This is a genomic window from Aquitalea sp. ASV15, assembly GCF_016429115.1.
GTDB classification, from domain to species: Bacteria; Pseudomonadota; Gammaproteobacteria; order Burkholderiales; family Chromobacteriaceae; genus Aquitalea; species Aquitalea magnusonii.
The window spans coordinates 39,520-50,333 of sequence record NZ_JAELTZ010000028.1 but is presented as its reverse complement, the minus strand read 5'-3'; the positions used below and the strand labels follow the sequence as shown (position 1 = coordinate 50,333).

Here is a 10,814-nt window from a genome sequence, read left to right as displayed (position 1 = left end):
TGACTGGTGCAGTAAGCCTGTCCGAAGGCGTGGAAATGGTAATGCCGGGTGACAACGTGGAAATCACCGTAGAACTGATCGCTCCGATCGCTATGGAAGAAGGTCTGCGTTTCGCCATCCGTGAAGGTGGCCGTACTGTTGGCGCCGGCGTTGTTGCCAAAATCATCGCCTAATCGGAGCAGATAATATGCAAAGCCAGAAAATCCGCATCCGCCTGAAGGCCTTCGATTACAACCTGATCGATCGTTCCGCCCAGGAAATCGTTGAAACCGCCAAGCGTACCGGCGCAGTTGTGAAGGGCCCGGTTCCGCTGCCGACCAAAATCGAGCGTTTCAACGTGCTGCGTTCCCCGCACGTGAACAAGACTTCCCGCGACCAGCTGGAAATCCGTACTCACCTGCGTCTGATGGACATCGTAGATCCGACCGACAAGACTGTTGATGCTCTGATGAAGCTCGACCTGCCGGCCGGTGTGGATGTGGAAATCAAGCTGCAGTAATTGCTGGAAACTTGGTAATTGTGAGCTAAGTGCTTGCGATTGCTAAATTTCTTGTGATACATTAGCGGACTCGCAATTTTGCGAGTCCGCTTTTGTTTTTGTATGCCGGTCAATCGTAATCGGCGCCTGCAAAAGGAAATAAACATGAGTTTAGGTCTTGTCGGTCGCAAAGTCGGCATGACCCGCATTTTTGCTGAAGACGGTGCTTCCGTCCCGGTAACTGTGCTGGACATGTCTGCTAATCGCGTCACGCAAATCAAAACCGCTGAAGTTGATGGCTACTCCGCCGTTCAAGTAACCTTCGGCACCCGTAAGGCAAACCGCGTTAATAAGGCGGCTGCCGGTCACTTTGCCAAGGCTGGCGTTGAGGCAGGTCTGGGTCTGAACGAATTCGTTCTGTCCGTAGAAGCCCTCTCCACCCTGAAGCCGGGTGATGCACTTTCCGTTGAAATCTTCGCCGTAGGCCAGCTGGTTGATGTAACCGGTACCTCCAAGGGTAAGGGTTTCTCCGGTGTGATCAAGCGTCACAACTTCTCTTCCAACCGTGCTTCCCATGGTAACTCGCGTTCGCATAACACGCCGGGTTCCATTGGTCAGGCTCAGGATCCGGGTCGTATTTTCCCGGGTAAGCGCATGGCTGGTCAGTACGGCAACGTCAAGAGCACTGTTCAGTGCCTGGAAGTTGTTCGTGTTGATGCCGAGCGTCAGCTGCTTCTGGTTAAGGGTGCCGTTCCTGGCGCCAAGAACGGCGACGTAGTCGTTCGTCCTAGCGTGAAGGCAGGTGCGTGATGGAATTGAAAGTAATCAATAGCCAAGGTCAGGCTGCTGGCAGCCTGCAGGCATCCGAAACTCTGTTCGGTCGCGAATACAACGAAGCCCTGGTTCACCAGGTTGTGACTGCATTCCTGGCGAATGCACGCAGCGGTAACCGTGCCCAGCTGACTCGTGCCGAAGTGCATCATTCCACCAAGAAGCCTTTCAAGCAGAAGGGCACTGGTAATGCGCGTGCTGGTATGACCTCCACGCCGAACCGTCGTGGTGGTGGTCGTGCTTTCCCGAACAGCCCGGACGAGAATTTCTCGCAGAAGGTTAACCGCAAGATGTTCCGCGCTGGTATGGCAGCCATTCTGTCCCAGCTGGTTCGCGACGAACGTCTGGTCGTGGTTGATTCGCTGTCGGTTGAATCGCCGAAAACCAAGGAATTCGTAGGTGTGGTTAAGTCCATGGGTCTGGAACAGGCTCTGTTCATTACCCGTGAACTGGACGAAAACCTCTATCTGTCTTCGCGCAATCTGCCGAACGTGCTGGTGATCGAAGCACAACAAGCTGACCCGTACAGCCTGCTGCGTTTCAAGAAGATCGTCATCACTCGTGAGGCGGTGCAGCATCTGGAGGAGCAGTGGGCATGAATCAAGAACGTCTGTTGCAAGTAATTCTGGCCCCGGTTGTTTCCGAAAAGAGCACCATGGTTGCTGAGAAGCATCAGCAAGTTGTATTCCGTGTTGCTACCGATGCTACCAAGCCGGAGATCAAGGCTGCGGTTGAAATGCTGTTCAATATAAAAGTTGAAGGCGTATCCACCGTTAACGTCAAGGGCAAAGTCAAGCGCTTTGGCCGTACCTTTGGCCGTCGTAAAGACTGGAAAAAGGCTTACGTTAGCCTGGTTCAGGGTCAGGAAATCGATCTGACCGCCACCCCGGCCGCTGCGGAGTAAGGAGATAGAGCATGCCTATCGTTAAAGTAAAACCGACTTCCGCGGGTCGTCGTGCAGTTGTCAAGGTGGTTCACCCTGATCTGCATAAAGGCGCTCCGCACGCCGCTCTGGTAGAGAAAAAATCTTCCACTGCTGGCCGTAACAACAATGGCCGTATCACTACCCGTCACATGGGTGGTGGTCACAAGAAACATTACCGTCTGATCGACTTCCGTCGCAACAAGGATGGCATCCCGGCAAAAGTGGAACGCATCGAATACGATCCGAACCGCACTGCCCACATTGCTCTCCTGTGCTACGCCGATGGCGAACGCCGCTACATCATCGCTCCGCGCGGTGTGAAGCCGGGTGCTGTTCTGCTGTCCGGTGCCGAGGCTCCGATCAAGGCTGGTAACACTCTGCCGATCCGTAACATCCCGGTGGGTACCACTATCCACTGCGTTGAGCTGCAACCTGGCAAGGGCGCCCAGATGGTTCGTTCCGCTGGTGGTTCCGCCATGCTGCTGGCTCGCGAAGGCGTTTACGCTCAGCTGCGTCTGCGTTCCGGCGAAATCCGCCTGGTGCATGTCGATTGCCGTGCGACTGTTGGCGAAGTGAGCAACGAAGAGCATTCCCTGCGCAAGCTGGGTAAGGCTGGTGCCAGTCGCTGGCGTGGTATTCGTCCGACCGTTCGCGGTACGGCGATGAACCCGGTTGATCACCCGCATGGTGGTGGTGAAGGCCGTACTGGTGAAGGCCGTGTGCCGGTTAGCCCATGGGGCACTCCGACCAAGGGCTTCCGTACCCGTCGCAACAAGCGTACCGACAATATGATCGTACGCCGTCGCTATTCTACTAAAGGGTAATTGACAATGGCACGTTCGCAGAAAAAAGGCCCGTTCGTTGATCTGCACCTTCTGAAGAAGGTCGACGCGGCGCGTGCAACCAGTGACAAACGTCCGATCAAAACCTGGTCGCGTCGTTCGACCGTCCTGCCGGACTTCATTGGTTTGACCATCGCGGTTCACAACGGTCGCACCCATGTGCCTGTTTATGTTTCCGAAAACATGGTCGGTCATAAACTGGGCGAATTCTCGCTGACTCGTACCTTCAAAGGCCACGCGGCCGATAAGAAGGCGAAGAAGAGATAAGGTGAAGCGATGAGAGTATCTGCAAATCTGAAAAGCGTCCGCCTGTCGGCACAAAAGTGCCGCCTGGTGGCCGATCTGATCCGCGGTCAATCCGTTGGTCAGGCTTTGAATATCCTGGCCTTCTCCCCGAAGAAGGGCGCGGTTATTGTGAAGAAAGTGCTGGAATCTGCCATCGCTAACGCCGAGCACAACGAAGGCGCTGATATCGACACCCTGCGTGTCACCAGCATCTTTGTTGACAAAGGCGCTAGTCTGAAGCGTTTCACTGCCCGTGCTAAGGGTCGTGGCAATCGCATCGAAAAGCAGACCTGCCACATCTCGTTGACCGTTGGCAATTAAGGGGTAAGAAATGGGTCAGAAGATTCATCCGACGGGATTCCGTCTTGCCGTTAACAAAAACTGGTCTTCCAAGTGGTTCGCCAATTCGAAGAATTTCCCGGAAATGCTGATGCAAGACCTGGAAGTTCGCGAATACCTGAAGAAGCGCCTGGGTCATGCGGCTGTTGGTCGTGTCACCATCGAGCGTCCGGCCAAGTCGGCACGCATTACCATTCACAGCGCCCGTCCGGGTGTGGTGATCGGTAAAAAAGGTGAGGACATCGAAGTTCTGAAGCGCGAACTGCAAGCTCGTCTGGGCGTGCCGGTTCACGTGAATATCGAAGAAGTTCGCAAGCCGGAACTGGACGCGCAAATCATCGCCGACGGTATCGCTTCGCAGCTGGAAAAGCGTGTGATGTTCCGTCGCGCCATGAAGCGTTCCATGCAGAACGCCATGCGCATGGGCGCCCAGGGCATCAAGATCATGTCCTCCGGCCGTCTGAACGGTATCGATATCGCTCGTAGCGAATGGTATCGCGAAGGCCGCGTGCCGCTGCATACCCTGCGTGCCGATGTTGACTACGCTACCTCTGAAGCCAAGACCACCTACGGTATCATCGGCATCAAGGTATGGGTTTACAAAGGTGAGCTGAAGCCGGGTCAAGTAGCGCCGGCTCCGGTTGCGACCGAGAAGAAAACGAGAAAGGGCCCACGCAATGCTGCAGCCAACTAGACTCAAGTACCGTAAACAGCATAAAGGCCGCAACACTGGTATCGCTACCCGTGGCAACAAGGTGAGCTTTGGTGATTTCGGTTTGAAGGCTGTTGGTCGTGGTCGTCTGACTGCACGTCAGATCGAAGCGGCCCGTCGTGCCATGACTCGTCACATCAAGCGTGGCGGTCGTATCTGGATCCGTATTTTCCCGGACAAGCCGATCACTTCCAAGCCTGCTGAAGTCCGTATGGGTGGGGGTAAGGGTTCTCCGGAATACTACGTGGCCGAAATCCAGCCTGGCAAGATGCTGTACGAAATGGACGGTGTTAACGAGGAACTCGCTCGTGAAGCTTTCCGTCTGGCCGCAGCCAAGTTGCCGATCGCCACTGTGTTTGTAACTAGACAGGTAGGTCAGTAATGAAAGCGTCCGAACTGAAAGCCAAAACTGTTGACGAGCTGAAAGTGGAACTGCTGAGCCTCCTGAAGGCCCAGTTTGCCCTGCGCATGCAGCACGCTACTCAGCAACTCGCCAAGACCTCTGAACTGAAGAAAGTACGTCGCGATATCGCTCGTGTACGTACCGTTCTGAAAGAAAAGGCAGTTTAAGATGAGCGAAACCAAAGTTGTACGTACGCTGACCGGCACTGTCGTCAGCGACAAGATGGATAAGACTGTAACCGTTCTGGTCGAGCGCAAGGTTAAGCACCCGATCTACGGCAAGATTATCCGTCGTTCCAAGAAGTTCCACGCACACGACGAGAACAACGAGTTCAAGGCCGGTGACATCGTAGTAATCAGCGAGTCCCGTCCCCTCTCGAAGACCAAGTCGTGGGTGGTAACTGCCCTGGTCGAGAAATCTCGCCAGGTATAAGACTTGCAAGGGACGAAAGTCCCTTGTATAATGGCCATCTTCTTATCCGTGTCGGATAGGAATTCCGCCCTTACGGGGTCCAAAACTGGCCGTTTGACACGCCACAGTCTTGCTGTGGCGTTTCGTCTGTTTGGTCTTGCTCTTATGCGAGAAACCGGCAGGTGAAAGTGACGGATAAAGTTGGATTAGAAAGGTAATCATCAAATGATCCAAATGCAGACCATGCTTGAGGTCGCTGACAATACTGGTGCGCGTCACGTTATGTGCATCAAGGTATTGGGCGGTTCCAAGCGTCGCTATGCAAGCGTTGGCGACATCATCAAGGTGAGCATCAAGGATGCTGCTCCGCGCGGTCGCGTCAAAAAAGGCGACGTGTACAACGCAGTAGTAGTACGCACCGCCAAGGGCGTGCGTCGTCCGGACGGCTCGTTGATCAAGTTTGATAGCAACGCTGCCGTTCTGCTCAACAACAAGCTTGAGCCGATTGGCACTCGTATCTTCGGACCCGTGACGCGTGAACTGCGTACCGAGCGTTTCATGAAGATCGTGTCGCTTGCTCCTGAAGTGCTGTAAGGAGGTCGCATGCGCAAAATTCGTAAAGGTGATGAAGTCGTAGTAATCACCGGTAAAGACAAGGGTAAACGCGGCACCGTACTGCGTGTTCTGGAAGAGAAGCTGGTTGTTGAAGGCGTGAACATCGCCAAGAAGCACCAGAAGCCGAATCCGGTACGTGGTGTTGCTGGTGGTATCGTCGAAAAGATCATGCCTGTTGACGCTTCCAATGTCGCTATTTTCAATCCGGCTAGCCAGAAGGCTGACCGCGTGGGCTTCAAGACTCTTGAAGACGGCCGCAAGGTACGCGTGTTCAAGTCCAACGGCGAAGTTATCGGCGCGTAAGGAAAAGCAAACATGGCACGTTTCTACGATTTCTACAAAGACAGCGTAGTGCCGGAACTGATGAAACAGTTCGGCTACAAGTCGATCATGGAAGTACCGCGCATCGAGAAGATCACCGTCAACATGGGTGTGGGCGAAGCTGTTGCCGATAAAAAGGTAATGGAATTTGCCGTGGGCGATATGGAAAAGATCGCCGGCCAGAAGCCGGTTGTCACCACCGCTCGCAAATCCATCGCTGGCTTCAAGATTCGCGATGACTATCCGGTCGGCTGCAAGGTAACCCTGCGCCGTGAACGCATGTACGAATTCCTGGACCGTCTGGTGACCATCGCGTTGCCGCGTGTCCGTGACTTCCGTGGTGTTTCCGCCAAGTCTTTCGACGGCCGCGGCAACTACAACATGGGCGTCAAGGAACAGATCATCTTCCCGGAAATCGAGTACGACAAGATCGATGCTCTGCGTGGTATGAACATTACTGTTACCACTACGGCGAAGACTGACGAAGAGGCCCGCGCTCTGCTGGCTGCGTTCAAGTTCCCGTTCAAGGGTTAAGCACATGGCAAAACTTGCACTGATCAAGCGTGAAGAAAAGCGCGTTAAGGTGGCTGAAAAATTTGCCGCTAAGCGCGAAGCCCTCATCGCTACCATCAACAATCAAAGCCTCTCGGAAGAAGAACGCTTTGCCGCTCGCCTGCAACTGCAGCAGCTGCCGCGCAATGCTTCCCCGGTTCGCCAGCGTCGTCGCTGTGCCATCACCGGTCGTCCGCGTGGCGTGTTCCGTAAATTCGGTCTGGGTCGTAACAAACTCCGTGAAATCGCCATGAAGGGCGAAATTCCGGGTGTTGTTAAGGCCAGCTGGTAATAGGAGAACCATAAATGAGCATGCACGATCCTATTTCCGATATGTTGACCCGCATCCGTAACGGCCAAATGGCTTCCAAGGTGGCTGTTGCAATGCCGTCTTCCAAGCTGAAAATTGCGCTGGCACAGGTGCTGAAAGAAGAAGGCTATATTGAAGATTTCGCCGTTGCCGGCGAAGCCAAGAAGCCTGTTCTTGATATCCAGCTCAAGTACTACGCTGGCCGTCCGGTGATCGAGCGCATTGACCGCGTTTCGCGTCCTGGCCTGCGCGTATACAAGGGCTCCACCGAAATCCCGAAGGTGATGAATGGTCTGGGCGTAGCGATTCTGTCTACCTCCAAGGGCATCATGACCGATCGCAAAGCACGCGCTGCCGGTATCGGCGGTGAGCTGCTGTGCGTAGTGGCATAAGGGGGTCAAATGTCTCGCGTAGCTAAGAATCCCGTAGCCATTCCGGCTGGCGTCGAAGTGAAATTCGGTGCTGCAGAAGTGACCGTAAAGGGTGCCCTGGGCTCCCTGAGCGCCGCTCTGTGCAATGACGTTGAAATCAAGTTCGACAACAACGAACTGACTTTCGCGGCTAAAAACGACAGCAAGTTCGCACGTGCCATGTCCGGTACCCTGCGTGCTCTGCTGAACAATATGGTTATCGGTGTCTCCAAGGGCTTCGAAAAGAAGCTGCAGCTGGTAGGCGTGGGCTATCGTGCCCAGGCTCAAGGCGACATCCTGAACCTGTCTCTGGGTTTCTCTCACCCGGTAGCTCACCAGATGCCTGCTGGCATCAAGGCTGAGACTCCGACTCAGACCGAGATCCTGATCAAGGGTGCTGACAAGCAACTCGTTGGCCAGATCGCTGCCGAAATCCGCGCATACCGTTCCCCGGAACCCTACAAGGGCAAGGGCGTTCGTTACGCTGATGAGGTTGTGGTTCTGAAAGAAACCAAGAAGAAGTAACTGAGGCACTGACATGGACAAGAAACAAGCTCGACTCCGCCGTGCACGTAAAACCCGTGCTCGGATTGCGGAGCTCAAGATGGTGCGTCTCACTGTTTACCGCACCAACAGCCACATTTATGCCCAGATCATTGATGAAACTGGCAGCAAGGTACTGGCAAGCGCTTCCACTCTGGAAGCCGAAGTACGCGCTGATGTTTCCAATGGTGGCAATGTGGCCGCTGCAGCCGTAGTCGGTAAGCGCATCGCTGAAAAAGCCAAGGCAGCCGGTATTTCGACCGTGGCATTTGACCGTTCCGGTTTCAAATACCATGGCCGTATGAAGGCTGTGGCAGACGCAGCCCGTGAACACGGTCTCGTATTCTAATTCGGAGTGAAGAATGGCTAAGCACGAAATGGAAGATCGTGGCGACGGTCTGGTCGAGAAGATGATCAGCGTCAACCGCGTCACCAAAGTGGTTAAGGGCGGCCGTATCATGGCTTTCTCCGCCTTGACCGTCGTTGGTGATGGCGATGGCGGCATCGGTATGGGCAAAGGTCGTTCCAAGGAAGTTCCGGTTGCCGTACAAAAGGCAATGGAACAGGCCCGCCGCAATCTGGTAAAAATCCCGCTGCGCAACGGTACCCTGCACCACACCGTATCGGGTAAGCACGGTGCTACTACCGTCTTTATCCAGCCGGCTAAGGAAGGTACTGGCGTTAAGGCCGGTGGCCCGATGCGTGCAATTTTTGACGCAATGGGTATTCACAATGTTTCGGCCAAGATTCATGGTTCCACCAACCCGTACAACGTGGTTCGTGCAACTCTGGACGGCCTGAGCAAGATTAGCACCGCCTCTCAGGTTGCCGCCAAGCGCGGTCTGACCGTAGACGAGATCCTGGGGGTTAATCATGAGTAACGCCAACACTGTTAAGGTAACTCTGGTAAAGAGCCTGATCGGTCGTCTGGAATCCCACAAGGCTTGCGCCCGTGGCCTGGGTCTGAAAAAGATCCGCCAGACTGTGGAAGTGCTCGATACCCCTGAAAACCGTGGCATGATCAACAAGATCAGCTACTTGCTCAAATTCGAGGGCTAAGAGATGCTGCTGAACACCATTCAACCGGGTGACGGCGCCAAGCATGCGAAGCGTCGTGTAGGTCGCGGTATTGGTAGCGGCCTGGGTAAGACTGCCGGTCGTGGCCATAAGGGTCAGAAGAGCCGCGCAGGTGGTTTCCACAAGGTCGGTTTTGAAGGCGGTCAAATGCCGCTGCAACGTCGTCTGCCGAAACGTGGCTTCAAGTCGCTGACTGCTCGCTTCAATGCTGAAGTGCGTCTGTCCGAACTGAATCTGCTGCCGGTTGACGAAATCGATCTGTTGGCACTGAAGCAAGCTGGTCTGGTAGACGCACAGGCTCTGGTAGCCAAGGTCATCCTGTCCGGCAAGATCGAGCGTGCTATCAAGCTGCGTGGTATTGCAGCGACTGCCGGCGCTCGCGCTGCCATCGAAGCTGCCGGCGGCAGTATTGAATAAGGCGCACTTACGTGTCGAAACCTTCTCTAGTGGGAAATGCCAATAAATTTGGTGATTTGAAGCGCCGCATCATGTTTTTGATCGGAGCTTTGATTGTTTACCGCATCGGCGCGCATATTCCGGTGCCTGGTATCAATCCTGCCGAACTAGCGAAGTTGTTCCACACGTCGCAGACGGGCCTGCTCGACATGTTCAACATGTTCTCGGGCGGCGCCCTCTCGAGATTCACGGTATTTGCCCTGGGCATCATGCCGTACATCTCTGCTTCCATCATTCTTCAGCTGGCTTCCGAGGTATTGCCTAGCTTGAAGCAGCTGAAGAAGGAAGGCGATGCGGGACGTCGTAAGGTAACCCAGTACACACGTTATGCAACCGTATTGCTGGCCTCGTTTCAGAGCTTCAGTATCGCGGTAATGCTGTTTAAGCAGCCTAACCTGGTGGTGACTGCCCAGTGGGAGTTCTACCTGACAACCGTGGTAACCCTGGTTACCGGCACCATGTTCCTCATGTGGCTGGGTGAGCAGATTACCGAACGCGGTATCGGCAACGGTATCTCGCTGATCATCTGTGCAGGTATTGCATCAGGTGTTCCGGCTGCCATTGGCAAGACGCTCACGCTGACCAGTCAAGGCTCGCTGCCCATCCTGTTTACCATCGTGCTGTTTGTCGGTGTTGCATTGATGACCTACGTTGTCGTGTTCGCAGAACGCGGTCAGCGCAAGGTATTGGTCAACTATGCCAAGCGTCAGGTTGGTAATCGTGTCATGCAGGGCCAGAGCACGCACATGCCGCTCAAGCTCAACATGGCAGGGGTGATCCCGCCGATTTTTGCATCCAGCATCATCCTGTTTCCTGCCACCATTCTTGGCTGGCTGGGCAACAATGAAAGCCTGGGTTGGCTCAAGGGCGTGGCTGACAAGCTGCATCCCGGACAGCCCATCTATGTGCTGCTGTATGCAACGGCCATCATTTTCTTCTGTTACTTCTACACCGCTCTCGTTTTCAATCCGAAAGAGACGGCAGATAACCTGAAGAAGAGTGGTGCTTTCATCCCAGGTATCCGTCCAGGTGAGCAGACTTCGCGTTACATCGAGAAGATCATTCTGCGGCTGACACTTATCGGTGCGATCTACATTACGCTGGTTTGTCTGTTGCCGGAATTCCTCATCTTGAAGTGGAATGTACCGTTCTACTTCGGTGGTACATCACTGCTGATCATCGTGGTGGTCACCATGGATTTCATGGCTCAGGTCCAGTCCTACGTACTGTCGCATCAGTATGAGAGCTTGCTGAAGAAGGCTAACTTCAAAGGCAATGCCCTTACCCGCTGACACACGTGTTCT

General features: G+C 54.5%; 22 protein-coding genes and 1 pseudogene. All 23 read left to right on the top strand.

The features are described from left to right. A pseudogene (gene tuf / locus JHD64_RS13560) lies at positions 1-173 on the top strand (elongation factor Tu); the annotation flags it as partial. Between the two features lie 14 nt (positions 174-187). Then, positions 188-499 carry a 30S ribosomal protein S10 gene (rpsJ, locus tag JHD64_RS13555; protein ID WP_017507377.1) on the top strand — a complete coding sequence of 104 codons (312 nt, stop codon included), beginning with the start codon at positions 188-190 and terminating at the stop codon, positions 497-499. A 144-nt stretch (positions 500-643) separates the two neighbouring features. Next, positions 644-1,288 (top strand): 50S ribosomal protein L3, encoded by a 645-nt coding sequence (rplC, locus tag JHD64_RS13550; protein WP_199053541.1) that lies wholly within the window; start codon positions 644-646, stop codon positions 1,286-1,288. Continuing rightward, on the top strand, positions 1,288-1,908 hold the full coding sequence (gene rplD, locus JHD64_RS13545) for a 50S ribosomal protein L4 (RefSeq protein ID WP_059287127.1): 621 nt from the start codon (positions 1,288-1,290) through the stop codon (positions 1,906-1,908). Before rplC ends, rplD begins: the two co-directional genes overlap by 1 nt. After that, complete coding sequence (gene rplW / locus JHD64_RS13540; protein ID WP_199053540.1) at positions 1,899-2,213, top strand: 50S ribosomal protein L23; 315 nt, start codon at positions 1,899-1,901, stop codon at positions 2,211-2,213. Before rplD ends, rplW begins: the two co-directional genes overlap by 10 nt. Before the next feature lie 11 nt (positions 2,214-2,224). After that, positions 2,225-3,058, top strand: a complete 834-nt coding sequence (gene rplB / locus JHD64_RS13535) for a 50S ribosomal protein L2 (protein WP_059287128.1) — start codon at positions 2,225-2,227, stop codon at positions 3,056-3,058. Positions 3,059-3,064: 6 nt separating this feature from the next. Then, positions 3,065-3,343: a 30S ribosomal protein S19 gene (gene rpsS / locus JHD64_RS13530; RefSeq protein WP_008955640.1), complete on the top strand. Its 279-nt coding sequence runs from the start codon at positions 3,065-3,067 to the stop codon at positions 3,341-3,343. Positions 3,344-3,352: 9 nt separating this feature from the next. Further along, a complete protein-coding gene (gene rplV / locus JHD64_RS13525; RefSeq protein WP_045846869.1) occupies positions 3,353-3,682 on the top strand; it encodes a 50S ribosomal protein L22 in 330 nt (109 codons plus the stop codon). Positions 3,683-3,692: 10 nt separating this feature from the next. Next, complete coding sequence (gene rpsC, locus JHD64_RS13520; protein WP_045846870.1) at positions 3,693-4,394, top strand: 30S ribosomal protein S3; 702 nt, start codon at positions 3,693-3,695, stop codon at positions 4,392-4,394. Next, a complete protein-coding gene (rplP, locus tag JHD64_RS13515; RefSeq protein WP_045846871.1) occupies positions 4,378-4,794 on the top strand; it encodes a 50S ribosomal protein L16 in 417 nt (138 codons plus the stop codon). Before rpsC ends, rplP begins: the two co-directional genes overlap by 17 nt. Next, positions 4,794-4,982, top strand: coding sequence for a 50S ribosomal protein L29 (gene rpmC, locus JHD64_RS13510; protein WP_021478360.1), 189 nt, complete (start codon positions 4,794-4,796; stop codon positions 4,980-4,982). Before rplP ends, rpmC begins: the two co-directional genes overlap by 1 nt. 1 nt (position 4,983) lies before the next feature. After that, positions 4,984-5,247 (top strand): 30S ribosomal protein S17, encoded by a 264-nt coding sequence (rpsQ, locus tag JHD64_RS13505; protein ID WP_045846872.1) that lies wholly within the window; start codon positions 4,984-4,986, stop codon positions 5,245-5,247. 204 nt (positions 5,248-5,451) lie between these two features. Further along, positions 5,452-5,820 carry a 50S ribosomal protein L14 gene (gene rplN / locus JHD64_RS13500; RefSeq protein WP_043579386.1) on the top strand — a complete coding sequence of 123 codons (369 nt, stop codon included), beginning with the start codon at positions 5,452-5,454 and terminating at the stop codon, positions 5,818-5,820. 9 nt (positions 5,821-5,829) lie between these two features. Beyond that, entirely contained in the window at positions 5,830-6,144 is a 315-nt protein-coding gene (gene rplX / locus JHD64_RS13495) for a 50S ribosomal protein L24 (protein ID WP_059287129.1), read from the top strand. A gap of 12 nt (positions 6,145-6,156) precedes the next feature. After that, a complete protein-coding gene (gene rplE, locus JHD64_RS13490) occupies positions 6,157-6,696 on the top strand; it encodes a 50S ribosomal protein L5 (RefSeq protein ID WP_045846874.1) in 540 nt (179 codons plus the stop codon). 4 nt (positions 6,697-6,700) lie between these two features. Beyond that, positions 6,701-7,006 (top strand): 30S ribosomal protein S14, encoded by a 306-nt coding sequence (rpsN, locus tag JHD64_RS13485; protein WP_045846875.1) that lies wholly within the window; start codon positions 6,701-6,703, stop codon positions 7,004-7,006. A gap of 14 nt (positions 7,007-7,020) precedes the next feature. Beyond that, positions 7,021-7,416: a 30S ribosomal protein S8 gene (gene rpsH, locus JHD64_RS13480; protein ID WP_059287130.1), complete on the top strand. Its 396-nt coding sequence runs from the start codon at positions 7,021-7,023 to the stop codon at positions 7,414-7,416. A gap of 9 nt (positions 7,417-7,425) precedes the next feature. Continuing rightward, on the top strand, positions 7,426-7,959 hold the full coding sequence (rplF, locus tag JHD64_RS13475; RefSeq protein ID WP_059287131.1) for a 50S ribosomal protein L6: 534 nt from the start codon (positions 7,426-7,428) through the stop codon (positions 7,957-7,959). A gap of 13 nt (positions 7,960-7,972) precedes the next feature. After that, on the top strand, positions 7,973-8,326 hold the full coding sequence (gene rplR, locus JHD64_RS13470; protein ID WP_045846878.1) for a 50S ribosomal protein L18: 354 nt from the start codon (positions 7,973-7,975) through the stop codon (positions 8,324-8,326). 13 nt (positions 8,327-8,339) lie between these two features. After that, entirely contained in the window at positions 8,340-8,858 is a 519-nt protein-coding gene (gene rpsE / locus JHD64_RS13465) for a 30S ribosomal protein S5 (RefSeq protein WP_059284788.1), read from the top strand. Beyond that, positions 8,851-9,036 (top strand): 50S ribosomal protein L30, encoded by a 186-nt coding sequence (gene rpmD, locus JHD64_RS13460; RefSeq protein ID WP_059284787.1) that lies wholly within the window; start codon positions 8,851-8,853, stop codon positions 9,034-9,036. The genes rpsE and rpmD overlap by 8 nt, the downstream gene beginning before the upstream one ends. 3 nt (positions 9,037-9,039) lie before the next feature. Then, entirely contained in the window at positions 9,040-9,471 is a 432-nt protein-coding gene (rplO, locus tag JHD64_RS13455; RefSeq protein WP_059284786.1) for a 50S ribosomal protein L15, read from the top strand. Positions 9,472-9,482: 11 nt separating this feature from the next. Then, a complete protein-coding gene (gene secY / locus JHD64_RS13450; protein WP_059284785.1) occupies positions 9,483-10,802 on the top strand; it encodes a preprotein translocase subunit SecY in 1,320 nt (439 codons plus the stop codon). Positions 10,803-10,814 lie beyond the last annotated feature (12 nt).